Origin of the sequence: Burkholderia sp. 22PA0106, from assembly GCF_047497155.1 — a bacterium.
In the GTDB taxonomy this organism is placed as follows: Bacteria; Pseudomonadota; Gammaproteobacteria; order Burkholderiales; family Burkholderiaceae; genus Burkholderia.
Genome location: NZ_CP163163.1, coordinates 839703 through 864329, shown reverse-complemented (window position 1 = coordinate 864329; position 24627 = coordinate 839703). Strand labels below are relative to the sequence as shown.

The 24627-nt window shown below is 68.2% G+C and carries 25 protein-coding genes; 14 read left to right on the top strand and 11 right to left on the bottom strand.

The features are described from left to right. Window positions 1-77: 77 nt before the first annotated feature. Window positions 78-446, top strand: coding sequence for an NUDIX hydrolase (locus tag AB4850_RS18800; RefSeq protein WP_414444518.1), 369 nt, complete (start codon window positions 78-80; stop codon window positions 444-446). Between the two features lie 21 nt (window positions 447-467). On the opposite strand, the gene AB4850_RS18795 is transcribed toward AB4850_RS18800, so the two are convergent. From AB4850_RS18795 to AB4850_RS18765, 7 genes are all read right to left on the bottom strand, one after another. Next, window positions 468-1148 carry a flavin reductase family protein gene (locus AB4850_RS18795; RefSeq protein WP_414444517.1) on the bottom strand — a complete coding sequence of 227 codons (681 nt, stop codon included), beginning with the start codon at window positions 1146-1148 and terminating at the stop codon, window positions 468-470. A 172-nt stretch (window positions 1149-1320) separates the two neighbouring features. After that, window positions 1321-2043 (bottom strand): class II aldolase and adducin N-terminal domain-containing protein, encoded by a 723-nt coding sequence (locus AB4850_RS18790; RefSeq protein ID WP_414444516.1) that lies wholly within the window; start codon window positions 2041-2043, stop codon window positions 1321-1323. 70 nt (window positions 2044-2113) lie between these two features. Beyond that, window positions 2114-2977, bottom strand: coding sequence for an amino acid ABC transporter ATP-binding protein (locus AB4850_RS18785; RefSeq protein ID WP_414444515.1), 864 nt, complete (start codon window positions 2975-2977; stop codon window positions 2114-2116). Between the two features lie 14 nt (window positions 2978-2991). Further along, window positions 2992-3654 (bottom strand): amino acid ABC transporter permease, encoded by a 663-nt coding sequence (locus AB4850_RS18780; protein WP_414444514.1) that lies wholly within the window; start codon window positions 3652-3654, stop codon window positions 2992-2994. A 39-nt stretch (window positions 3655-3693) separates the two neighbouring features. Further along, a complete protein-coding gene (locus tag AB4850_RS18775; RefSeq protein WP_414444513.1) occupies window positions 3694-4344 on the bottom strand; it encodes an amino acid ABC transporter permease in 651 nt (216 codons plus the stop codon). Window positions 4345-4363: 19 nt separating this feature from the next. Continuing rightward, window positions 4364-5191, bottom strand: a complete 828-nt coding sequence (locus tag AB4850_RS18770; protein ID WP_414444512.1) for a transporter substrate-binding domain-containing protein — start codon at window positions 5189-5191, stop codon at window positions 4364-4366. A gap of 136 nt (window positions 5192-5327) precedes the next feature. Further along, entirely contained in the window at window positions 5328-6359 is a 1032-nt protein-coding gene (locus AB4850_RS18765; protein ID WP_414444511.1) for a LysR family transcriptional regulator, read from the bottom strand. Between the two features lie 71 nt (window positions 6360-6430). On the opposite strand from AB4850_RS18765, the gene AB4850_RS18760 reads away from it, so the two are divergent. The 10 genes from AB4850_RS18760 (at window position 6431) to AB4850_RS18715 (ending at window position 17291) form a co-directional block, all read left to right on the top strand. Next, complete coding sequence (locus AB4850_RS18760; RefSeq protein WP_414444510.1) at window positions 6431-7225, top strand: phytanoyl-CoA dioxygenase family protein; 795 nt, start codon at window positions 6431-6433, stop codon at window positions 7223-7225. 175 nt (window positions 7226-7400) lie between these two features. After that, window positions 7401-8339: a LysR family transcriptional regulator gene (locus AB4850_RS18755; protein WP_414444509.1), complete on the top strand. Its 939-nt coding sequence runs from the start codon at window positions 7401-7403 to the stop codon at window positions 8337-8339. 101 nt (window positions 8340-8440) lie between these two features. Continuing rightward, window positions 8441-9595 carry an aromatic ring-hydroxylating oxygenase subunit alpha gene (locus AB4850_RS18750; protein ID WP_414444508.1) on the top strand — a complete coding sequence of 385 codons (1155 nt, stop codon included), beginning with the start codon at window positions 8441-8443 and terminating at the stop codon, window positions 9593-9595. 80 nt (window positions 9596-9675) lie between these two features. After that, a complete protein-coding gene (locus AB4850_RS18745; RefSeq protein ID WP_414444507.1) occupies window positions 9676-10863 on the top strand; it encodes an ABC transporter ATP-binding protein in 1188 nt (395 codons plus the stop codon). Then, window positions 10863-11936 (top strand): ABC transporter substrate-binding protein, encoded by a 1074-nt coding sequence (locus AB4850_RS18740; RefSeq protein WP_414444506.1) that lies wholly within the window; start codon window positions 10863-10865, stop codon window positions 11934-11936. The genes AB4850_RS18745 and AB4850_RS18740 overlap by 1 nt, the downstream gene beginning before the upstream one ends. Window positions 11937-12024: 88 nt before the next feature. Continuing rightward, window positions 12025-13284, top strand: a complete 1260-nt coding sequence (locus tag AB4850_RS18735) for an ABC transporter permease (protein WP_414444505.1) — start codon at window positions 12025-12027, stop codon at window positions 13282-13284. Window positions 13285-13303: 19 nt separating this feature from the next. Continuing rightward, window positions 13304-14131 (top strand): ABC transporter permease, encoded by an 828-nt coding sequence (locus AB4850_RS18730; RefSeq protein WP_414444504.1) that lies wholly within the window; start codon window positions 13304-13306, stop codon window positions 14129-14131. A gap of 144 nt (window positions 14132-14275) precedes the next feature. Continuing rightward, window positions 14276-15301: a cell division protein ZapE gene (gene zapE, locus AB4850_RS18725; protein ID WP_414444503.1), complete on the top strand. Its 1026-nt coding sequence runs from the start codon at window positions 14276-14278 to the stop codon at window positions 15299-15301. Window positions 15302-15409: 108 nt separating this feature from the next. After that, window positions 15410-15847 carry a hypothetical protein gene (locus AB4850_RS18720; RefSeq protein ID WP_414444502.1) on the top strand — a complete coding sequence of 146 codons (438 nt, stop codon included), beginning with the start codon at window positions 15410-15412 and terminating at the stop codon, window positions 15845-15847. Window positions 15848-16112: 265 nt separating this feature from the next. Continuing rightward, on the top strand, window positions 16113-17291 hold the full coding sequence (locus AB4850_RS18715) for an MFS transporter (RefSeq protein WP_414444501.1): 1179 nt from the start codon (window positions 16113-16115) through the stop codon (window positions 17289-17291). A 105-nt stretch (window positions 17292-17396) separates the two neighbouring features. On the opposite strand, the gene AB4850_RS18710 is transcribed toward AB4850_RS18715, so the two are convergent. Next, the gene (locus tag AB4850_RS18710; RefSeq protein WP_414444500.1) at window positions 17397-18038 is read right to left on the bottom strand and encodes a GntR family transcriptional regulator; all 642 of its coding nucleotides are present in this window, start codon (window positions 18036-18038) and stop codon (window positions 17397-17399) included. Window positions 18039-18144: 106 nt separating this feature from the next. Between AB4850_RS18710 and AB4850_RS18705 the strand changes: the two genes are divergently transcribed. Beyond that, on the top strand, window positions 18145-18621 hold the full coding sequence (locus tag AB4850_RS18705) for an OsmC family protein (protein ID WP_414444499.1): 477 nt from the start codon (window positions 18145-18147) through the stop codon (window positions 18619-18621). A gap of 100 nt (window positions 18622-18721) precedes the next feature. Beyond that, the gene (locus tag AB4850_RS18700) at window positions 18722-19669 is read left to right on the top strand and encodes a hypothetical protein (RefSeq protein WP_414444498.1); all 948 of its coding nucleotides are present in this window, start codon (window positions 18722-18724) and stop codon (window positions 19667-19669) included. 22 nt (window positions 19670-19691) lie between these two features. On the opposite strand, the gene dctA is transcribed toward AB4850_RS18700, so the two are convergent. Next, entirely contained in the window at window positions 19692-21053 is a 1362-nt protein-coding gene (gene dctA, locus AB4850_RS18695; RefSeq protein ID WP_414444497.1) for a C4-dicarboxylate transporter DctA, read from the bottom strand. A 180-nt stretch (window positions 21054-21233) separates the two neighbouring features. Continuing rightward, window positions 21234-22400: a mandelate racemase/muconate lactonizing enzyme family protein gene (locus tag AB4850_RS18690; protein WP_414444496.1), complete on the bottom strand. Its 1167-nt coding sequence runs from the start codon at window positions 22398-22400 to the stop codon at window positions 21234-21236. 98 nt (window positions 22401-22498) lie between these two features. Between AB4850_RS18690 and AB4850_RS18685 the strand changes: the two genes are divergently transcribed. After that, window positions 22499-23458, top strand: coding sequence for a LysR family transcriptional regulator (locus tag AB4850_RS18685; RefSeq protein WP_414444495.1), 960 nt, complete (start codon window positions 22499-22501; stop codon window positions 23456-23458). 36 nt (window positions 23459-23494) lie between these two features. On the opposite strand, the gene AB4850_RS18680 is transcribed toward AB4850_RS18685, so the two are convergent. Continuing rightward, on the bottom strand, window positions 23495-24457 hold the full coding sequence (locus AB4850_RS18680; protein ID WP_414444494.1) for a 2-hydroxyacid dehydrogenase: 963 nt from the start codon (window positions 24455-24457) through the stop codon (window positions 23495-23497). Window positions 24458-24627: the final 170 nt, after the last annotated feature.

Below are 24627 nucleotides of genomic sequence, written 5' to 3'. Positions count from 1 at the left end.
GCAACACGCAGCGGCGCCATGCAACAACCCGGCGCTTCCACCCGGCCGGCTGCCGTCGCCAGACCGAACGAATAACGATGAAAGAACGCGCCACCGTCTTGTGCCGCCGCGCCAACAAGATCCTGCTGGTCACCCGCCCGCGTTCGCGCTGGGCCTTGCCCGGCGGCACGATCCACGCCGGCGAGAGCCCGCTGGACGCCGCCGCCCGCGAGCTGTACGAGGAAACCCATCTCGACGGCCTGGTGCTGCACTACGCGTTCCAGTTCGGCGGCCTGAACAAGCGCCATCACGTCTTCATCGCCGACGTGCCGCGCGGCCGCAAGGCCATCGCCAGCAACGAGATCACCGGCGCGCGCTGGTTCGGCCGCACCCGCTTCGCCTCGCTCGCGGTCAGCGTGCCGACCCGCAAGATCATCGAACTCGTGCAGAAGATGTCGGTGCGCTGAACACGCCCGCTCAGTTGCCGCTCAATTGCCGCTGTGCCCGAACGCCTGGCCCATCTGCTCGGCTTCCTCGGGCGACTGCGGGCGCAGCAGCTCGAACATCGAGGCCGGCTCGATCACCGCGTAGTCGCCCGGCCCGCCCGCGCGCAGCACCGGCCGTGCCTCGGCGGTGCGATACACGCCGTCGCGCAGCAGCTCGCGGCGGATATGCACGGCCACCACCTCGCCCAGCACCAGCCAGGTGCCCAGCTCGCCGCCGGCCGCATCGGCCAGGCGCACGATCTGCGTCTTGCGGCATTCGAAATGCACCGGGCTGGCCGCCACGCGCGGCGCCCGCACCCGCTGCGACGGCGCCAGTTCGAGCCGCGCCACGTCGGCCTCGCTCACGCCGCGCGGCAGCGGCGCGCAGCTGATGTTCATCTGCTCGACGAGCGCGCGGGTGGTCAGGTTCCAGACGAACTCGCCGGTCGCGTCGATATTGGCGACGCTGTCCTTCCAGCCGAGGCTGGCGAAGCCGACGATCGGCGGGCGGTAGTTGAAGCCGTTGAAGAAGCTGTACGGCGCGAGATTCGGGCGGCCCTCGGCGTCGACGCTGGAGATCCAGCCGATCGGGCGCGGCCCGACGATCGCGTTGAACGGATCGTGCGGGAGGCCGTGGCCCGAGGCGGGTTCGTAATAGTGGTAGGAATCGTCGGAGGCGGACACGGAAGCTCCTGGCAAGGATGACGGTGACGGGTGGCGATGAGATCGGCGGCGGCCGGATGGCCGTCGCACAGTTGACCGCAACACTACCGGAATCGCCGCCGGCCTGCAGCGCCCGCCACCGTCTCCGTCCCGACGTCCGCTGGCCGCCCTCTCGCCCCCTCGCCCGTCGCCCTCAATCGCGGTAGGACGGCGATTCGTCGTCGAGGATCTTCTTCATCTCCTCGAAATGCGCGATCGAGAAATCGCGGATGCCTTCCCAGTCGCGCGCCGTGCGCTCCGCCACCGCATCCGACAGCACGTTGATCGGGCGGCCGGTCGCATAGGCGTTCACGAGGATCTGGCAGGCGCGTTCGAGCGTGTACAGGTCATCGAACGCCTCGCCGATCGTCTCGGCCGTGACCAGCACGCCGTGATTGCCCATCATCAGCCGCGACTTGCCGTCGAGCATCGCGACCAGGCGCGCGCCCTCGTCGTCGGAATCGGCCATGCCCGAGAACGAGGTATCGAGCGCGACGCGCCGGAAATAGCGCGCGGTGTTCTGCTCGATCGGCAGGATGGTCGGATCGGCGAGCGTCGCGATCGCGGTGGCGTAGATCGGATGCAGGTGCATCGCCACCCGCACCTGCGGCAGCCGCTGGTGCAACTGGCCGTGGATCGCCCAGGCCGTGGGATCGACGCTGCCGTCGGCCACGCAGGACGGATCGTCCGCGTCGAGCAGCACCAGGTCGCTGGCCTTGATCCGCGAAAAATGCTGCCATTTGCGGTTCATCAGGAAGCGGCGGCCGTCGCCCGAGACGGCGACGCTGAAATGATTGGCCACCGCCTCGTGCATGCCCAGGCGGGCGAAGCAGCGGAACGCGGCGGCGAGATCGATACGGAGCTGGGTTTCGGTCATGACGGGGGGCTCGGTGAAATCGGGAAAATCGGGGCAAACGGAGGAATCGCCGAAGCCGGCGCCGCGCTGTTCAGGCGCCATCGGCAACCGCCGCAACAGCGGGCGCCGCCTCGTCGCCGGACCAGAACGCATTGCGATCGACGTAGTTCTGCAGGAACTGGCGCAGCCGCGGGTTCTCCGAGCGGCGGAACAATTCGCGCGGATTGCCCTGCGCGGCGATGCGCCCCTGGTCGATGAACACGACGGTGTCGGCCATCTGCGCGGCGAAGCCCATCTCGTGCGTGACGACGGCCATCGTCATGCCGTCGCGCGCGAGCTGCTTCATCACCTGCAGCACCTCGCCCACCAGTTCGGGATCGAGCGCCGAAGTCGGCTCGTCGAACAGCATGATGGTCGGCTCCATCGCCAGCGCGCGCGCGATCGCCACGCGCTGCTGCTGGCCGCCCGACATCTTCGACGGGCGCGCGTCGGCACGATGCGACAGCCCGACCATCTCGAGCATCGCGGCGGCGCGGCGCGCGGCCTCGTCGCGCGACAGGCGCCGCACGCGCAGCAACGCCTCCTGCACGTTGCCGAGCGCGCTCATGTGCGGCCACAGGTTGAACTGCTGGAACACCATCCCGACGTTGCGGCGCACACGGTTGATCTCGGCCTGCGAGGCGCGGGCACGCGCGCCGTCGCGTTCGGTGTAGCCGAGCAGCTCGCCCTCGATCCGCACCGCGCCGTGGTCATAGGTTTCGAGCCCGGCCAGGCAGCGCAGCAGCGTGCTCTTGCCGGAACCGGACGGCCCGACGATGCAGACCACTTCCGATTTCGCGATGCGCAGATCCACGCCGCGCAGCACGTCGGTGTGGCCGAAGCGCTTGTACAGGCCGTCGACGGCGATCGGCGGCGCGGCTGCGTCGGGTGGAGAAGAATCATCGGGTACGCGCATGCGTGCCTCCGGGGTCAGGCGAACATCCGGCCGATACGCCGCTCGGCGAGCGCACCGGCCCACGTCGCGAGTTCGACCAGCAACAGATAACAGACCGACAGCGCGAGCAGCGTCTCGACGAACGCGAAGCTCGCCGAACCGATGCCGGTCAGCACGAAGGTCAGCTCGGGCACCGTGACGATCGACAGCACCGCCGTCTCCTTGCTCAGCACGATCGTCAGGTTGGTCAGCGCCGGCAGGATCAGCGCGAGCATCTGCGGCAACTGAATCCGCACGATCGCCTGCCAGCGCGTCAGGCCCAGGCAGGCCGCGGCCTCCAGGTGCCCTGGCGGAATCGCGGCGAACCCCGAGCGGAACGCCTCGGTGAAATACGCACCCGCGTACAGCGCAAGGCTCGCGATGCCGGCCGGCAGCGGATCGAGCGTGAGCCCGAAGGCCGGGCCGCCGTAGTACAGCAGGAACAGTTGCACGAGGAACGGCGTGCCGCGAAACAATTCGATGTACACACGAATCGCGGCACGTGCGCCGCGCCCGCCGAGCTGCTGCGCGAGCGCCGCCGCGAAGCCGAGCGCCAGGCCGATCGCGACGCTCGCGATCCACGCGCCCACCGTGATCGCGAGGCCGCCGCCGATCTGCGGCAGGTTGTGGGTGATGACGGCGGGGTCGAACGTCGACATGCGCGAGCCTCCGTGGCGTGGGGTGGCGTGACGCGGCGTTCAGCCGGCGCGCAGGCGCCGCTCGGCGCCATGCGCGACCAGCGCGAGCGCGCCGCACAGGATGAAATAGATCAGGCCGGCGGCCGCATAGGCCTCCAGCGGCTGATAGGTGCTCGCGGCGATGTTCTGCGCGGTGCGCGTGATCTCGGCCACGCCGACCACCGAAATCAGCGAGGACGCCTTGATCAGCAGCACCATCTCGTTGGTCAGCGAAGGCAGCGTGAGACGCACCACCTGCGGCACCTGGATGCGCCAGAGACGATCGGCGGCCGACATGCCGAGCATGCGCGCGACCTCGATCTGCCCCGACGGCAGGTTTTCGAAGCCGCCGCGCAGGATCTCGGCCACGTAGGACGCCGCGCACAGCGAGACGGCGCTGACCGCCGCCACGCCCGGCGACACATTGATGCCGACGAACGGCAGCAGATAGAACACCAGCAACAGTTGCACGAGCAACGGCACGCCACGGAAAACACGCACGTATACCGTGCCCGCGATCCGCAGCGCGGCCCACGGCGCGAGCCGCGCGCAGCAGACGGCCAGCCCGATGAGGAAGCCGAGCACGAGGCCGGCGGCCGACACGCCGAGCGTCATCAGGGCCGCATGCGCCAGCAGCGGCAGCCCCGCGAGGAAGGTGGTCAGGCTGAACATGGCGGCCCGCCCGTCGCGCTCAGAAGCTCGGCGCCGGCATCGTCGAGGGCAGGTCCACCGCCACCCCGAACCACTTCTTCTGCAGCGCCGCGAGCGTGCCGTTCCGGTTCAGCGTGACGAGCGCCGCGTTGAAGGCGGCGTTCAGCGGCGCGCTGTCGGCATCCTTGCGCATGCAGTAGGCGAAGTAGACCTTCGCGCCGAAGGCCGGCTGCACCACCGCGAACATCGCCGGGCGCTGCTTGGCGACATAGGCGACGTTGGTCAGCGAATTCGCGACGGCCGCGAGACGCCCGGCGGCGAGATCCGCGTAGGCCTGGTTGTTGTCGACGTACTCGCGCACGGTCGGCGGTTTCGGCAGCGTCGCCACGTAGGCCTTCAACTGATCGAGCTGCGCGCTGCCCTTGCCCGCGCCCACCACCTTGCCGGCGATATCGGAGGACTGCTCGAGGCTGCCGTCACCCGCGCGCTTGAGCAGCGCGTCGGTGCCGTCGGCGATCGGCAGCGTGAACGCGTAGCGGCCCATGCGCGCCTTGGTCACCGTCAGCGGCCCCGCCACCATGTCGAACTTGCCGGCGTCGAGCCCCGGCAGCACGCTCTCCCACGGCAGATCGACGAAGCGCACCTTCACGGCCATCAGCTTGCCGACCTCGGCGAACAGATCCTTGTTGAACCCGGCTTGCTGACCGTTCTCGAGAAAATCGAACGGCGCGAACTGCATCTCGGTGCCGACCACCAGCTCGCCGTGCTGCTTCACGCGGGCCAGCAGATCGTCGGCATGCGCGGCGACGGCGCCGGCGCTCAGCGTCAGCGCGAGCAACAGCGATTTCCAATGACTGAAACGAAACATGAGACGCTCTCCGAATGAATTGGACGAAGGCCGCGGCACGGTGCGCCGGCACCGGCCCGTGTCGACCGCGAGACCAATTTATTCGGCCAATATCGCGAGAAAAATATGGTTTTTCGATGTAGGCGCAAGCTTTTGGCTATGCAGCCTCGACGCTCGCCAGCGCGGCGCCCTCGCCTTGCGGCGCGTCGTCATGCCCGGCCAGCGCCTGCGCGCAGTACTCGATGAAGGCCTGCGTGAGCGGCGTGGGCGGCGCGCCGGCCAGCGTCGCGGCCACGATCGTGGTGGACGCGAGACGCCCGGCCAGCGGCCGGGCCACCACGCGCCGGCCGTCGTAGGTGAGGTCGGCGGCCGGACGCGTGACGAGCAGCGCGAAGCCCGCGCCGTGCCCGACCAGGCCGCGCACCATCTCGATCGACGGCGAGGCGAACGCCACCGTCGGCGCGAGCCCCGCCGCCTCGAACAGGCCGAGGAAATAGCGGCGGCTCGGCTCGACGTCGAGCAGGATCATCGGCACGTCGCACAGTTGCGCGAGCGTCAGCATGGGGCAGGCGGCGAGCGGATGATCGGCCGCGAGCAGCACGTAGGGCCGCCCGCTCGCGCGCAACGGGGTGCGCGCGAGATCGTCGCCGAGCGCCTGATCGTAGACGATCGCGAGATCGTAGCGGCCCTTGCGCAAGGCCTCGACAAGCTCGGGCTGTTCGCCGTCGCCGATCCGGAACCGCACGCCCGGATGCCGCGCGCGAAACCCGGTGATCAAACGCGGCAGCAGCCACGGCGCCATCGGCTCGTAGCAGGCCACGCTGATCTCGCCGCCCGCCAGTTCGTGCCCGGCCAGCGCGTTCTGCTCGAACGCGTGCACGCTGCGCAGCAGCGCCACCGCGTCGCGATGAAAGCGCTCGCCGGCCGGCGTCAGCGTGATGCCCTGCGCGTGATGGCGGATGCACAGCTGCACGCCGAAGCGTTCCTCCAGCCCGCGAATCGCGCTGGCGATCGACGGCTGTGCGATGAACAGCCGCCGCGACGCCTGCGCGGCGCCGCCATGCTCGACCGCCGCCACGAAGTAGCGGAGCTGGCGCAGCGTGAACTTGGCGCCGGCCGCCACCCAGGGCCCGGCCGCGGCGTCGATCGGCAAGCCATGATTTTCTTCGTCATCGCGGATAAATTTCATCGTCGTTTCTCCCGAATGTTCCGTGCCACGATCAGCCTCACCGATCACCTTCCCGCTTGTGGAGCGACCCCATGCTGACCGATGAAACCCGACAGGCCTTTGCGCGCGACGGCGCCGTGGTGGTGCGCGGCGCCTTCTCCGACTGGATCGACACGCTGCGCGACGGCGTCGCGCAGAACGAGCGCGAGCCCGGCCCGTATTTCCGCAACTATTCGCCGGGCCGGGAGCACGGCCGCTTCTTCGGCGATTACTGCAACTGGCAGCGCATCGCGCCGTTCCGCCGCTTCGTCGAGGCCGGCCCGGCGGCGGCCGTGGCGCGCGCGTTGATGGGCTCGCGCCGCGCGCGGATCTTCCATGAGCACGTGCTCGTCAAGGAAGCCGGTTCCGAGCGCATCACGCCCTGGCATCACGACGAACCGTATTACTGTGTGAGCGCCGCGCAGTCGGTCAGCCTGTGGATTCCGCTCGACCCGGTGCCGCGCGACACCTGCGTCGAGTTCGTCGCCGGCTCGCACCGCTGGGGCAAGCTGTTCCGGCCGCGCAAGTTCAGCGGCGTCGATTACGACCACGATTCGGCGCGGCTCGAACCGATGCCCGACATCGACGGCAATCGGGACGCCTACACGATCCTCGGCTGGGATCTGGAGCCGGGCGACGCGATCGCATTCGATTTCCATACCGTGCACGGCGCACCCGGCAACGCGTCGTCGCAGCGCTCGCGGCGCGTGGTGTCGTGGCGCTGGCTCGGCGACGACGCCGTGTATGTCGAGCGCGGCGGCGAAACCTCGCCGCCCTATCCGGAACTGGCGGCCACGCTCAGGCATGGCGACCCGCTGCCCGAACAGGCGTTTCCGTTCGTGGGCTGAACCGGCCCGCCCGTCATGCCGGCCGCCTCGCGAAAAAATGTACGTCGCGGCCTTCCCGGACGAAAACACATTTCAAATATGCACCGCATGGTTTTTGGCTATGCAGAATGACGCTGTCGCCGCACGGTCGGCGCACCCTCTTCCCGTAGATCGTGGTCCGACCGGAGCCGGCGTCATGGAAACCATCTCGTTGCGGTATTCGCTGCGCCAGTTGCGCTATTTCGTCGTGACAGCCGAAATGCTGTCGTTTACGGCCGCCGCACGGCAACTGCATATTTCGCAACCGTCGATCTCCACCTCGATCGCCGAGCTCGAAGCCTCGTTCGGCGTGCAGTTGTTCATCCGCCACCATGCGAGCGGCCTGTCGCTGACGCCCGCCGGCCGCGACATGCTCGGGCAGGCGCGCAATCTTCTAAAGAATGCCGAGGAACTGCAAACCACCGCGCGCGAGATGGATGGCGGCATGTCGGGCACCATTTCGCTCGGCTGCCTGGTGTCGCTCGCGCCGCCGGTGCTGCCGGCGATCATGAGCCGCTTCGTGGCCGACAACGCGGGCATCGGCTTTCGCACCTCGGAGGCGCATCAGGACGATCTGCTGAACGCGCTGGCCGACGGCACGCTCGACATCGCGCTGACCTACAGCCTCGATCTGACCGACGACATCGCCTTCACGCCGGTCGTCTCGCTGCCGCCCTATGCGCTGCTGCCGCCGCAGCACCGGCTCGCGCGCGGCCGGCAGGTCGCGCTGGCGGACCTGCTCGACGAGCCCTATGTGCAGCTCGACCTGCCGCACAGCCGCGAGTATTTCGCCGCGCTGTTCGATCCGCTGGGCCGCCGCCCGGTGCCGACCTACCGCTCGGCGCAACCCGAAGTGGTGCGCGGGATGGTGGCGAACGGGCTCGGCTTCAGCATCCTGAACTTTCCGCTGCGCTCGACCAGCACCGTCGACGGCGCCACCTTCGTGATCCGTCCCTTCCGCGATACCGTGATGGCGACCACGCTCGGCATCGCCATGTCGCGCAGCATGAAGCCGCGCCAGCTGATCACGCGCTTCGCTCAGTTCTGCGAACAATGCATTCCCGAATTGCATGGCCAGGTGCCCGTCGCTGCATAGGAAAAAACTGGCTGTTACATCCAAAAAGAATATTTTGGCTGTCAATTTGACTTGTTAGATTCGTGACCATTGCATAGCGCCGCAGCCGCTTCGGAGGTCAGATGAACCGCACCACGCCCGCCCCCGGCCCGTCCAGCCTCGACGAGATCGTCCGGAACCTGCGCGCGAACTGCGAGCGCGAGTTCGGCGACGCACGCGCGATGCCGCCCGCCGTCTACACCTCGCCGGCCTTTCTCGACCGCGAGCAGGAAGCCATCTTCCGTCACGACTGGCTCTGCGTGGGCCGCGCCGGCGCGCTGCCGAACCCGGGCGACTATCTGACGGCCGACATCGGCGGCCAGCCGGTGGCGGTGCTGCGGGGCGAGGACGGCACGCTGCGCGCGATGTCGAACGTCTGCCTGCACCGGATGTCGGTGCTGCTCGAAGGGCGCGGCAACACGCGCCGTATCGTCTGCCCCTATCACGCCTGGAACTACGACCTCGACGGCGCGCTGCGCGGCGCGCCGCTGATGGATCGCCAGCCCGGCTTCTGCAAGGATCAATACCGGCTGCCGGCGGTGCGCTGCGAGGTCTGGCAGGGCTGGATCTACCTGACGCTGAACGCCGACGCGCCGGCCGTGGCCGAGCAGTTGAAGGAACTCGACGCGCTGGTGGCCGACTACGACATGAGCGCCTACGTCGAGACCTTCTACGAGGAGCACACCTGGGACACCAACTGGAAGATCCTCGCGGAAAACTTCATGGAGAGCTACCACCTGCCGATGCTGCATCGGGCCACGGTGGGGCCGCATTCGAAGCTCGAGGAAATGGAATGTCCGCCGGGGCTGCCGGCCTTCAACTACCACTGGATCACCAAGGAAGCGTCGTTGCCGATCGGCAACGCGCATCCCGACAACACGCGGCTCGAAGGCCACTGGCGCAAGACCACCGCGCTGCTGGCGATCTACCCGACCCACCTGATCACGCTGACGCCCGGCTATTTCTGGTACCTGGTGTTGCAGCCGCTCGGCGTGGATCGCGTGCAGATCCGCTTCGGCGGCGGGCTCGCGCCGGAATTCATCGCCGACCCGAAGGCCGGCGAATACATGGCGACGCTGAAGGCCCTGCTCGATGAAGTGAACGCCGAGGACCGGCGCGGCGTGGAAGCGGTGTTCCGCGGCGTTCATGCACCGCTCGCGGCGCCGGGCCACCTGAGCCACCTCGAACGGCCGAACTACGACTTCGCGCGTTACCTCGCCTCGCGCGTGGCCGCCTGAAGCGGCGGCACCGCAAACACGACGTCCCGATGAACCCCGGCCGCGCGCAAGCGAGGCCGTCCAGCCCTCACAGTCAGACGATGGCCAGCCAACCCTATATTTCGTTCGTCGGCGTCAGCAAGTCCTACGACGGCCTGCAATCCGTGGTGGACGGGCTCGATCTCGACATCGCGCGCGGCGAATTCGTCGCGCTGCTCGGGCCGTCCGGCTCCGGCAAGACCACCACGCTGATGATGCTCGCCGGCTTCGAGACGCCGACCGACGGCTCGATCCTGCTCGACGGCCGCCGCCTCGACGACAAGCTGCCGCATCAGCGCGACATCGGCATGGTGTTCCAGAACTACGCGCTGTTTCCGCACATGACGATCGCGGAGAACGTGGCGTTTCCGCTGTCGGTGCGCAAGGTCGGCCGCGCCGAGCAGAAGGCGCGCACGCTGCGCGCGCTCGAAATGGTGGAGCTGTCGCATCTGGCCGCGCGCCGGCCCGCGCAATTGTCGGGCGGCCAGCAGCAGCGCGTGGCGCTGGCGCGCGCGCTGGTGTTCGAGCCGAGCGTGGTGCTGATGGACGAGCCGCTCGGCGCGCTCGACAAGCGGCTGCGCGAAACCATGCAGTACGAAATCATGCGGCTGCATCGCGAACTGGCGCTGACGATCGTCTACGTCACGCACGATCAGGCCGAGGCGCTGACGATGTCGAACCGCGTCGCGGTGTTCTCCGACGGCCGCATCCAGCAGGCCGCCTCGCCCAGCGAACTCTACGAAGACGCCCAGAACGCGTTCGTCGCGAACTTCGTCGGCGAGAACAACGGCCTGACGGGCCGGGTGGCCGCCATCGACGGCGGCTTCGCCACGCTTGCGCTGGCCGACGGCACCGCGATTCGCGGCCGCTGCGGCAGCGGCGTCGAAGCCGGCGACACGGCGATGCTGGCGCTGCGTCCCGAACGCGCCCGGCTGGCCGACGCGGCCACGCTCGCCACGCCGCCCGACGATACCAACGTGGTGCTCGCGAACGTGCACGAAGTGGTGTATTGCGGCGACCACCACCGGATTCACGCGCGCACGCCCGACGGCCAGATGCTGGTCGTCAAGGTGGCGAACACCCGGCTCGTCGATCTGCCGCCGGTCGGCTCCGCCGCCGCGATCGCCTGGCGCCGCGACGACTGCAAGGTGCTGGCCGCCGCGGCCGCGCCGCGCCAGCCCGTGGCCGACGCCGCCGCCGCGTCCCCGTCTTCTTCCCCTGCCCTGCCCCTCGCTCCCGGAGTCAACTGATGAAAACCACACGCACCGTTGTCCGCAGCCGCCTCGCCGCGGCGGCCGCTGTCGCCGTTTCCGCCGTTTCCGCGCTCGCCACCGTGCCGGCGCACGCGGCCGACACGCTGTCCGTCGTCACCTTCGGCGGCGCCTACGAATCGGCCGCGCGCCACGCGTGGTTCGAGCCGTTCACGGCCAAGACCGGCACGCAGTTCACGACCGAGTCGTACGACGGCGGCCTCGCCAAGCTGCAGGCGATGGAGCAGGCCAAGAACCCGACCTGGGATCTGATCGACATGGAAACCAACGATGCGATCAACGCCTGCGACGAAGGCCTGCTCGAAAAGTTCGACAGCAAGACGATCGGCAAGACCAGCGACTTCCTGCCCGGCTCGCTGCGCGAATGCGCGGTCGCGGCGATGGTGTGGTCGACGGTGTATGCCTATGACACGAGCAAGCTGAAGACGCCGCCGACCAGCATCGCCGATTTCTTCGACCTGACGAAATTCCCCGGCAAGCGCGGCCTGCGCAAATCGCCGAAGGTCACGCTCGAATGGGCGCTGATCGCCGACGGCGTGGCGCCGAAGGATGTCTACAAGGTGCTTGCCACGCCGGCCGGCGTCGATCGCGCGTTCAAGAAACTCGACACCATCAAGTCGAGCATCGTCTGGTGGGAAGCCGGCGCGCAGGCGCCGCAGTTGCTGGCGGACGGCGCCGTGTCGATGGTGCAGGCCTACAACGGCCGGATCGACAGCGCCGTGCATCAGGACAAGAAGCCGTTCAAGATCGTCTGGGACGCGCAGTTGTACGACTACGAATGGTGGGCGGTGCCGAAGGGCGCCAAGCATGCGGCGCTGGCCAAGCAGTTCATCGTGTTCTCCTCGCAGCCGAAGGCTTATGCGGACCTGACGAAGTACATCGCCTATGCGCCGCCGCGCAAGGATTCGCTGCCGCTGATCGACAAGGAGCGGCTGGCCGACATGCCGACGGCGCCTGCCAACTTCAAGCGCCCGCTGCAGATCGACGCGAACTTCTGGGCCGACAACGGCGACGCGCTGAACAAGCGTTTCCAGGTCTGGCTGACGCAGTAAGCGAGGTTCTGCCGACGATGTAACACGGCGCGTCGCGGTTCGTCCCATTTCGTCTCGTTTGGTCGCGCGACGCGCAGGAGTCCCAACCATGAAGCTATCCCCGCAGCCGATGACACCGGCCGGCGCCCCGCTCGCGGCCGGCCGCGTCGAAAAATACCGGCAGGCGCGCCGCAAGGCCGCCTTGCAGGCGCTGCTGCTCGCGCTGCCGCTGCTGGTGTTCCTGCTCGCCACCTTCATCGCGCCGATCGCGATCCTGCTCGCGCGCGGCGTGCGCAACCCCGAGGTGCCGCGCGCGATGCCCGCGCTCACCCAGGTGCTCGACCGCTGGGACGGCCAGGGCGTGCCCGGCGAGCCGGCCTTCGCGGCGCTGGCGGCCGGGTTGAAATCAGCCTCCGAGAGCGGCAGCCTCGGCGAAGTGGCGCGGCGCATGAATTTCTATCAGCCGGAATTCCGCAGCCTGCTGCTGAAATCGGCGCGCCGTGTGAAGGAGAACGAAACGGTTGCCGCATGGAAGCCGGTGCTGCTCGACGCCGACGAACGCTGGGGGCAAGCCGAGACCTGGCGCCTGCTCAAGCGCGCCGCTTCCGCCTGGACGCCCGACTATCTGCTCAACGGCATCGACGCGCAGGTCTCGCCGTCGGGCGCCGTCACCCACGTACCGGCCGACAGCGCCGTGTACCGCGCCGCGTTCCTGCGCACCGTGTCGATCAGCGCGACCGTCACGCTGCTGTGCCTGCTGCTCGCCTACCCGGTCGCGTGGATGCTCGCGAACCTGCCGCCGAAGCAGGGCAACCGGCTGATGCTGTTCGTGATCGTGCCGTTCTGGACTTCGCTGCTGGTGCGCACCACCGCCTGGTACGTGCTGCTGCAGCCGAGCGGCGTGGTCAATCAGGTGCTGCTGTCGCTGCATCTGATCGACGCGCCGCTGCAACTGATCTTCAACCGCGCCGGCGTGCTGATCGGCATGACGCACGTGCTGCTGCCCTACATGATCCTGGCGATCTATTCGGTCATGAAAAGCGTGCCGCCGATCTACCTGCGCGCGGCGCAATCGCTCGGCGCGCATCCGGTGGTGGCGTTCGTGCGCGTGTACATGCCGCAGACGCTGCCCGGCGTGGGCGCGGGCTGCTTCCTGGTGTTCGTGCTGGCGCTCGGCTACTACATCACGCCCGCGCTGCTCGGCGGGGCCGGCGACGAGATGATCAGCCAGTTGATCGCCTCGCAGACCAACGACCTGCTGAACTGGGGCCTGGCCGGCGCGCTGTCGACCTACCTGGTGATCTTCACGGCGGTGTTCTATTTCATCTTCAACCGGCTGGTCGGCGTCGACCGGCTGCGCTTCGGTTGAACGCCCACGGAGGCCCCTCGTGCAACTGACCAACAGCATTGCGTCGGTGCGACTCGCGAAGCTCGGCACGCGCCTGCATTGCGCGCTCGTGCTGGCGTTTCTGGTCGCGCCGATCCTGGTGATCATCCCGCTCTCGTTCAATTCGGGCTCCTACTTTTCGTACCCGATGGAGGGCTTCTCGCTGCGCTGGTACGCGCAGGCCTTCGGCAGCGCCGACTGGCAGCGCGCGTTCGCCAACAGCATCGGCATCGGGATTGTCTCGACGCTGATCGCCACCAGCCTGGGCACGCTCGCCGCGCTCGGGCTGGCGCGCGAGAATTTTCCGCTGCGCTCGCTGATCATGCCGTTGCTGATCTCGCCGATGATCATCCCGATCGTGGTGGTGGCGGCCGGCTTCTACCTGATCTTCGCGCCGCTCGGCCTGGTCAATTCCTATACCGGCGTGGTGCTCGCGCATGCGGCGCTCGGCACGCCGTTCGTGGTGATCACCGTGACCGCCTCGCTGCTGTCGTTCGACCAGAGCCTGCTGCGCGCCTCGGCCGGGCTCGGTGCGCCGCCGTGGGTGACGTTCCGGCGCGTGACGTTGCCGCTGATCCTGCCCGCCGTGGCGACCGGCGGCGTGTTCGCGTTCGCCACCTCGTTCGACGAGGTGATCGTGATCCTGTTCATCGGCGGCCCCGACCAGCGCACCGTGCCGCGCCAGATGTGGAGCGGCATTCGCGACCAGATCGACCCGTCGATCCTGGCCGTGGCGACCGTGCTGATCGTGTTCGCGATCGCGCTGTTCTCGTCGATCAACTGGCTGCACGGGCGCGCGCGGGCTTCGGCGGCGGCGGCTGTGGAGTAAGCAAGGCCCGGAGGGTTCGGGGACGGCGGAGGCGGCGGAAGCTTCGGTGGCTTCGGTGGCTTCGAGCAGGCCTCGCCGGCGCCGGCTGTGGCAGACTGTCGGCCGTTTTCCACACGCGTGCGGCCCGAGCGGCCGCCGACCTTCATGCCGACGCTGCCCGCCTGGCTCACCGCCGAATTCGCCCGCCGCCGCCTGACGCTCGACGCCGACCAGTCGGCCGCCGCCGCGCAACTCGACGCGCTGCTCGCGGGCCGGCTGCCCGAGGCGACCATCGGCGCGTATTGCTACGGCCCGCCGGGGCGCGGCAAGAGCCTGCTGGCCGCGCTGTTCCATGAAGCGTGGCCCGGCCCGCGCGTGCGCACCCATTTCCATGCATTCCTGCGCGACGTGAACCGCCGGCTGGTGGCCGCGCCGCCGTCCGACGACAAGCTCGGGGACGTGCTCGCGCAATGGCTCGGCGAGAGCCGCCTGCTGTGGTTCGACGAGTTCCACGTGCACGACATCGCCGACGCGCTGATCCTCGCCGCGCTGCTGCGGGTGGCGATCGCGCGGCGCGTCTATCTGCTGTTCACGTCGAACCAGCCGCCGGCCGGGCTGCTGCCCGACCCCGAGTTCCACCACCGCTTCGAGCCGACCATCGCGCTGCTGAACGCGCACTGCCTGATGCTGCCGTTCGAGGGCGCGGTCGATTACCGGCGCGTGCGCGAGCCGGCGGGCGCGGCGGCGGCTGAAACGGCTGCGTCGGCATTCACGCACGACGACACCACCATCGCCGCGCTGTTCGCCCGCCACGGCGATGCGATCGCCGCGCGCGACACGATCGTGCCGATCGCCAACCGCCCGCTCGCGGCCCGTGCGGCCGGTACGCACACGCTGCTGTGCAACTTCGACGCGCTCTGCGCGCAAGCCCGCTCGCATCTCGACTACCTCGACCTGGCCGCGCGCTACCGCGTGCTGATCCTCGACGCCGTCGCGCTCGACGCCGAGACGCCGCGCGCCGTGCTGCAACGCTTCGTCTGGCTCGTGGATATCGTCTACGACCACCAGGGCCTGCTGGTCTTCCTGCACGACGCCGATTTCGAACCGCGCACCGGCGCGCGGCCCGACGTGCACGGCATCGAACGGATGTGGTCGCGCATCAGCGAAATGCGCGCCACACGGAACGCCTGACTCCGCCCCCATCTTCGTCAACGCTTGCCGGGTAAATCGCGTCCGCGATTGCAAGCGCCAAAAAGACTGTATATATTTACAGTACCCGATCACCCGAAGAGGGCTTTCATGACGACGATGTCCGACCTGAGCCAAGCCAGCCAACCCGCCGCACGCCCCGATTCCGACTGGCTGGTCGACGATTACGAACTCGAGCAGATGGAATCGCTGCGCCTGCGCCATCGCGCCACGCAGGATCTCCAGCAAGTGCTCGTCGCGCTCGCGCGCCGCGCGTTCGGCCCGCGTCGCGGCAGCCCGTTCGGCGAGCTGCGCGGCCCGAGCTGGGCGATGCTGCTGGCCATCGAGGAGCGTGCGTTCAACGATCCGGGCCTGCGCGCCCGCCACGATCCGGCCCTGCTGGCCTCGCTGCCGCGGCTGGCCGCACGGCGCGGCATCGAGGAAGCGCTCGACGCCGAAGCCAACCTGCGCAGCGACGACGAGGACACCCCGTTCGTGATCGGCGTGGCCGCCGCGCTGCTCGGCGCGAACGAGGAGATGGCCGACTGAAGCGGCCCGCGTTGCATTCGTCGGCCCTACCCCGCCTTCATGCAGGCAGGTAGTGCCGATACCGGTATCCCCGGACGTCTGTTTGCGCGCCGCCACGCGGCGTAGGATCGTCAGCGCGTTGCCGCCGCCCACCCGCGGCGGCCCGCCACGACGTCCACCGACTCCCACGATACCGAGGCACCGCGATGAGCCGTTCCGTTCCCCCGCCGCGCCGGCGCCCGCCGAAGACGGCCACGCGCACTGGCGCCGCAATCTCGCCGTCTGCGTGTTCGGCTCGTTCACCACCATCGTCTCGATGACGCTGCTGCTGCCGTTCCTGCCGCTCTACGTCGAGCAGCTCGGCGTGCACGACCCGGCCGCGATCGTCCAATGGTCGGGCGTGGCGTACGGCGCCACGTTCTTCACAGCCGCGCTCACCGCGCCACTGTGGGGCCGACTCGCCGACCGCTACGGCCGCAAGCTGATGCTGATCCGCGCGAGCCTCGGCATGACCATCGTGATGTCGCTGATGGGCATCGCGCACGACGTCTGGCAGCTCGTGGCGTTGCGGCTGGCCGTGGGGCTGCTGGGCGGCTATGCGTCGGGCTCCACCGTGCTGGTCGCCACGCAAACGCCGAAGGCGCGCTGCGGCTGGGCGCTCGGCGTGCTGTCGTCCGGCATCATGGCCGGCAGCATCGCCGGCCCGCTGCTCGGCGGCTGGCTGCCGTCGGTGATCGGCATCCGCGCCACGTTCCAGTTCTCCGGCGCGGCGATCGGCGTGGCGTTCCTCGCCACCGTGTTCCTGATCAAGCGCGACCGCCCCGCCGCGGCCGGGCGCGGCGCGGCCGACAAGCCGGGCTGGGCCGCGCTGCCCGATAAACGGCCGGTGGTGGCCATGCTCGTCACGGGCGCGCTGCTGATGCTGGCCAACATGTCGATCGAGCCGATCATCACCGTGTACGTCGCGCAACTGGTGCCCGCGCAGCAGGTCACGTTCGTCGCCGGCCTCGTGATGTCGGGCGCGGCGCTCGGCAGCATCCTGTCGGCCTCGCGGCTCGGCAAGCTGGCCGACCGCATCGGCCATTGGAACGTGATCGTCGGCTGCCTCGCGGCGTCGGCCGTGCTGCTGATTCCGCAGGCGTTCGTCACGCAGGGCTGGCAGCTCGTCGCGTTGCGCTTCGCGATGGGCATCGCGCTCGGCGGCCTGCTGCCGTGCGTGGCCAGCGTGATTCGCCACAACGCGCCGCCCGCCGTGGCCGGCACCATGCTCGGCTATTCCACCTCGTCGCAATACGTCGGGCAGGTGGCCGGGCCGCTCGCGGGCGGCTACTTCGGCGGCCATTACGGCATGCGCTCGACGTTCTTCGCCACCGCCGCGATCATGGCGGCCGGCGCGATCGGCAACGCGATGATGCGCACGCGCGTGGTGCGCTCGGGCGACGCCACGGAAGCGGCGGTCGAATGAACGGGTGGCGGCTGCGTTCGCTTGCAGCCGCCTGCGTTCAGGACACCGCCATCACCCCGCAGCACGAAACGGGTGGCGGCCCTGTTCACTCGCTACCGCCTGCGTTCAGGACGCCGCCACCACCCGCAACACGATCGCCTTGGCCGATTCGAGATGCGCAGCCGTCATCGCGCGCGCGCCGCGCGCATTGCGCTCGCGGCACGCCTGCAAAATCGCCTCGTGTTCCACCTGGAACGACGGCGTTTCGGCCAGCAGCCGGTTCTGCAAGCGCTCGTAGCGCTCGACCTGGCCGCGCAGTGCACGGATCGCCTGCAACTGGCGGCCGTTGCCGCAGCCCGCATACAGCAGTTCGTGGAACTCGCGGTTCAACTCCCCCTGACGCAGCGCGCTGCCGGCCTCGCCCAGCAGCCGGTGCACCAGCTCGGCACGCGCCAGCGCTTCGTCGTCGGCGCGCTTGACGCTGCGAAAGATCGCATCGCCTTCGAGCAGCACGCGCAGCCCGTAGATTTCCTCGACGTCGTGCGCATCGAGCATGCGCACTACCGCGCCGCGATTGCGGAAACTTTCCACCAGCCCTTCGTGTTCGAGCTGCTGCACGGCCTCGCGCAGCGGAATCCGGCTAATGCCGAAGCGCTCGGCCAGATCGCGCTCGACCAGCCGCGCGCCGCTCGCCAGCTCGCCGCTGTTGATCAGTTCGCGCAGCGACGCCGCGATCACGTCGGCGGTCGAATCGAGTTTCGCTTCCATCCTGGCTCCGGGTTCAATTTGGAATAATGGTATACCAAATGGGATTCCGGTGACACAATGACGCCGATTCGGACACCATGGCTTTTCAACCCGGCGGGAGGATTCGATGGCATACGGCAAGCACCATTACCGCGTGGCGGTGCAGTGGACAGGCAATCGCGGCAGCGGCACCTCGGGCTATCGCGACTATGGCCGCGATCACACCATCCGCTCGGGCACGAAGCCCGAGATCGCGGGCTCGGCCGACGCGGCGTTTCTCGGCGACGCGGCGCGCTGGAACCCGGAGGATCTGCTGCTCGCATCGGCCTCGGCCTGCCACAAGCTCTGGTATCTGCATTTGTGCGCGGATGCCGGCATCCGCGTGCTGGCCTACGAGGACGACGCCGAAGGCACGATGCTCGACAGCCCCGAGCAAGGGTGCTTCACTGAAATCGTGCTGCGTCCGCGCGTGACGATCCGCGCCGGCGACGATGCCGAACGCGCGCATGCGCTGCATCACGCGGCGCATGAAAAATGCTATGTGGCGAACTCGGTCAATTTCCCGATCCGGTGCGAGGCGACGATCGAGGTGGCGGCGCAGTGAGCGCTGCATGAGCGCGAGCCGGTAGCGGCAAGCGAAGCGGCGCGGCGCGACGGCGCACATCGCATGTCACAATCGCCGCTCCTTCCCTTCGCCTGCCGCCATGCTCCGTCCGATCCCGTCGCTCGCCGCCCTGCTCGCATCCGCCACGTTCTCCGTGATGGCCCACGCCGACACGCAGTATTTCCACAAGACCCTGGCCGGCCATATCGGCGGCCGCTACGCGTTCACGATGGATCTGAAGAACGTCGACGGCACGCTGACCGGCAACTACCACTACGCGGGCAAGCAGAACAAGCTCTACCTGAACGGCAAGATCGACGCGGCGGGCAACCTCACACTCGACGAAACGCCGTCCTCGGGCAAGCGCAGCGGCACGTTCACCGGCAAGCTGAACGGCGGCACGTTCGACGGCACCTGGACCTCGGCCGACGGCGCGCGCCGTCTGCCGGTGAACGCGCATCAAACCGCCGAAACCGTGATCGGCTCGAAGCGCGAGCTGCTGACACAGGCGGTCGGCACCTATGCGCTCGACACCGTCAGCGGCTCGGGCGGCGCCAACAGCATGTGGGATACCTGGCGGGTGAAAGGCGGCTGGACGTCGAACGTCTCGGGAATCGAGAACGCGCGCCGCGAGTTCTCCACCGTCAAGCTGACGGCGGCGGACCGCAAACGCCTCGACAGCATGACGATCACCGTCGATGCCGCGCTCACCACGCGCCTGAACGTCGACGGCAAGACGGTGCTGACGATTCCGTACCGCGACGCCGGCATGCAGTACGACATCGGCAAGCCGCACGGCGGCACGGCGGCCGACGACCTCAAGGGCCTGTCGCCCACCGCCACCGTGCACGACGAGCATCTGTACCTGCTGGCCAGCGACCGGCCCGACTGGCTGCCCGCGCTGTCGGGCAGCTTCAATGCCTACGGCGACGATGTCGCGCTCGCGACGGTGAACTACGACGTGATCGGCAAGACCTTCCAGGTGTTCCTGCGCGACAGCCTGTGCTGCGGCGGCACCGGCTTCACGTTCGCCCGCAAGCCGCACTGACCGCGCCGCGGCGAGGCATCGCTCAATGCACGCCGTGATGCGCCGCCGGCAAACCCGGCGTGCCGCGCCCCGCTTCCGCTTCGCCCGGCTCGGCGGCCGATGCTTCGGGCTCCTCGTGATAGCGCCGGTCGAGCACCGCGCGCGCCCGGTCGAGATCGAGCGCGCCTTCCCAGCGCGCCACCACCACCGTCGCCACGCCGTTGCCGATCAGGTTCGTCACGGCACGCGCCTCGTTCAGGAAACGGTCCACGCCGAGCAGCAGCACGAGCCCAGTGACGGGAATCTGCCGCATCGTCGCCAGCGTGGCGGCCAGCGCCACGAAGCCCGCGCCGGCCACCCCGGCCGAGCCCTTCGAGGTCAGCAGCAGCACGCCGAGCACCAATAGCTGATCGCCGAGCGACAGGTGGATGTTCATGGCCTGCGCGACGAACAGCGCGGCCATCGTCAGGTAGATCGCCGTGCCGTCCGCGTTGAACGTATAGCCGGTCGGCAGCACCATGCCGACCACCGGCCGCGCGCAGCCCAGGCGCTCCATCTTCATCAGCATCTGCGGCAGCACCGCCTCGGTGGAGGCCGTGCCGAGCGTGATCAGCAGCTCGTCCTTGATGTAGCGGAGATATTTCCAGAGCGACAGCCCGCACAGCCGCATCACGAGGCCGAGGCCCAGCGCGACGAACAGGATCGAGGTGAGGTACAGGCACAGCATCAGTTCTCCGAACGATGCCAGCGTGCCGATGCCGTATTTTCCGATGGTGAACGCCATGCCGCCGAACGCACCGATCGGCGCGGCCACCATGACGATCCGCACCACGCCGAACATGCCCTGCAGGAACATGTCGAGCATGTCGACCAGCGGCGCGGTGCGCGGGCCGAGCTTGGCCAGCGCGATCGCGAAGATCACCGAGAAGAAGATGATCGGCAGGATTTCGCCCTTGGCGAACGCGCCGACGATGCTGCCCGGCACGATGCTCATGAAGAATTCGAGCATGCCGTGCTGTTGCGCCGCGTGGGTGTAGGTGGCGATCGAGGCGGCGTCGAGCTGCGCCGGATCGATGTTCATGCCGGCGCCGGGCTTCACGACATTGACCACCACCAGACCGATCAGCAGTGCAAACGTCGAGGCCACCTCGAAATAGAGCAGCGCCTTCACGCCGACCCGCCCGGCCACGTGCAGGTCGTTCATGCGCGCGATGCCCACCACCACCGAGGCGAAGATGATCGGCGCGAGCGCCATGCGGATCAGCTTGATGAACAGGTCGCCGAGCGGCTTCAATTGCGCGCCGATGTCGGGATAGAAGTGGCCCACGATCACGCCGGCAACGATACCGATCAGGACCTGGACATACAAACGCGATAGCGACTTGCGGATTCTCGTTACGAGCATGGCTGTCTCCTGGGCATGCCGTCGTCTGACTGGGTCGGGCACACGCGCGATGACGCCGTGCGCCGCTGGTGTTGTTTTCGTATTGTTATCGTCGCGAGGGGCCGCAACCGTGACGCGCCCCTCGCGATGTGCTGCATGAATCGCCGCGCTTGCCGCGCGGCGCTTGCCCGGTGGCTGCGCTTACTCGGCCAGCTTGCGCATCTCGACGATCAGATCCGCCTTGCCTTCGAAGCCGATGCCCGGCAGGTCCGGCATCGTGATGTAGCCGTTGTCGACCTTGACGCCGTCGGGGAAGCCGCCGTAAGGCTGGAACAGGTCCGGATACGATTCGTTGCCGCCGAGGCCGAGGCCGGCCGCGATGTTCAGCGACATCTGGTGGCCGCCGTGCGGGATGCAGCGCTTGGCCGACCAGCCGTGCTGATGGAGCATTTCCAGCGTGCGCAGGTATTCCACCAGGCCGTAGCTCAGCGCGCAGTCGAATTGCAGCCAGTCGCGGTCGGCGCGCATGCCGCCGTAGCGGATCAGGTTGCGCGCATCCTGCATCGAGAACAGGTCTTCACCGGTGGCGATCGGCTTGTCGTAGTAGTTGCGCAGCGTGGCCTGCAGCTCGTAGTCGAGCGGGTCGCCCGGCTCCTCGTACCAGAACAGGTCGTATTGCGACAGCGCCTTGGCGTACTGCACGGCGGTGTCGAGATCGAAGCGGCCGTTGGCGTCCACCGCCAGCTTCTGGCCGTCGCCGAGCACGCTGAGGATCGAATCGATGCGGCGCAGGTCTTCGTCGAGCGAGGCGCCGCCGATCTTCTTCTTGACCACCGTGTAGCCGCGGTCGAGATAGCTGCGCATCTCGTCCTTGAGCTTGCCGTGATCCTGGCCCGGGTAGTAATAGCCGCCGGCCGCGTACACGAAGATCTTGCGATCCGGCTGGCCGTTGCCGTAGCGGTCGGCCAGCAACTGGAACAGCGGCTTGCCTTCGATCTTCGCCACCGCATCCCACACGGCCATGTCGATCGTACCGATCGCCACCGAGCGCTCGCCGTGGCCGCCCGGCTTTTCGTTCTGGAACATCGTGGCCCAGATCTTGTGCGGATCGAGGTTGTCGCCGGCATCGTTGACGAGCGAGGCCGGATCGGCTTCGAGCAGGCGCGGAATGAAGCGCTCGCGCATCAGCGTGCCCTGGCCGTAGCGGCCGTTCGAATTGAAGCCGTAGCCGATCACCGGCTTGCCGTCGCGGATCACGTCGGTCACCACCGCCACCAGGCTCAGCGTCATCTTGCTGAAATCGATGTAGGCATTACGAATGGGGGAGCTGATCGGGACGGTTTTTTCCCGGATTTCGACGATTCTCATGCGGATGTCTCCTGGCAGGCACGAATAACGGACGACGCATCATAGCGCCGCCATCCCGCGCTAGAATTCACCCTGTTTCATTTCATCATTCACCGAAAGTGAAAACCGATTCCACCTCCGATTTCGCGTTCTTCGTGCAGCTCGCCAAGCTCAGGAGCCTGTCGGGCGCGGCACGCTCGATGGGCCTGACGCCGCCGGCCGCCACCAAGCGGCTCGGCATCATCGAGGAGCGGCTCGGCGCGCGGCTCGTGAACCGCACCACGCGCAGCGTGAGCCTGACCCCGGAAGGCGAAACCTACGCGCGCTACGCGGCGCGCATTCTCGATCAGGTGCGCGAAATGGAGGACGCGATCGCCGGCACGCCGGCCGATCCGCACGGGCGGCTGCGCGTGAACGCCACGCTCGGCTTCGGGCGTACCACCATCGCGCCGCTCGTCTCGGAGTTCGCCAAGCGCTATCCGCACGTGGACGTGCAGTTCGTGGTGACGGATCGCCCCGTCGATCTGGTGGAAGGCGGCTTCGACATGGCGATCCGCTTCGGCGAGCTGCCCGACAGCCGGCTGCGCGCGCGGCGGCTGATGAGCAACCGGCGCTTTCTGTGCGCCTCGCCCAAATACCTGGAGCGCTGCGGCACGCCCACCCGCAAGGAAGACCTGATCGCGCACCGTTGCATCATCCATACCCAGAACGACGATGCCTACGGCGTGTGGAAGTTCATCCAGGACGACCATCTGGAAGCGCTGAAGGTGAACGGCTCGCTGTCGAGCAACGACGGCGACATCGTGCTGCGCTGGGCGCTCGACGGGCACGGCATCCTGATCCGCTCGGAATGGGATCTGGCCAAGTATCTGCAAAGCGGGCGCCTGCAACTGGTGCTGCCCGAGCTCGTGCTGCCGTCGGCCGATCTGTACGTCTACTACCCGGGCCAGCGCAACGAAACCACGCGGGCGCGCGCGTTCATCGATTTCCTCGTCGATCACTTCCAGGCGCCGTTCGTGCCGATCGAACTGGCGCAGATGCGCGCCGAGGCCAGGAAACCGGCGCGCAAACGGAAATAGGCCGCACGCGCGGCCCATCCCGATGCTTGGAAGTCCTTACAGCCGGTTCGGCGCGGCGCGGCCGTCGAGCACGGCGGCCACGTTGTCGAGCGCGGTGTAGCCCATCTGGTCGCGCGTCTCGATCGTGGCGCTGGCCATGTGCGGGGTCAGGAACACGTTGTCGAGCGTGGCGAAGCGCGAGTCGATGTTCGGCTCGTTGTGGTACACATCCAGCCCCGCGCCGAACAGATGCCCCGAAACGAGCGCCGCATACAGCGCATCCTCGTCCACCAGCCCGCCACGCGCCGCGTTGACGAACACCGCGCCCTTCGGCAGCAGCGTGAACTCGCGCGCCGTCATCAGCGGCGCGCCGCCGCCCGGCACGTGCAGCGTCAGCACATCGCAATGCGGCAGCATCGCGTCGAGGCTCGGATAGAACTGCGCGCCCGCCTCCACCGCCGCATCGGCCTGCCGCATGTCGGTGTAGGCGATATGCATGCCGAAACCGCGCGCGCGTTTCGCCATCGCGCGGCCGATCCGGCCGAAGCCGGCCACGCCGAGCGTCTTGCCGTTTACGCGCATGCCGAGCATCTCGGTCATGCCGAACGACTTGCCCCAGCCCTGCCGCACGATCCGTTCGTACTCCGATGCACGCCGGCACGCGGCCAGCACCAGCAGCATCGCGAAATCGGCCGTGCATTCGGTCAGCGCGTCGGGCGCGTTGCTCACGGCGATGCCGCGCGCGAGCGCCGCCGCCACGTCCATGTGATCGACACCGGCGCTCGCGTTGGCGATGATCTTCACGCTCGGCGGCAGCGCGTCGATGTGTTCCTTCTGCAATCCTGATTTCTTGCCGATCAGCACGGCGGGCGTCTGATACCGGGTGCAGAAATCGACGACCGAGGCGGCATCCATGTCGGAGTCGGTCACGAATGCGTTGAACTCGGTGCGGGCGCGATCGGCCACGGCGGCCGGCACGCGGCGGGCAACCAGCAGCTTCGGGTTGGGTTGGGCGGACATGGTGTTTTCCTTTGGTCGAAATCCGGGCACAGCCTACGAGGCCGGTTCGGCGAAGGTCAATGTTGATTCTATCGATCAACATCTGGGCGACATGCCGTGCACGGAACCCGCCGTGGCGCGGCACCGCCCGACTGCAAGCCTTGCACGTCCGGCCCGAGGCTCAGGAAAAC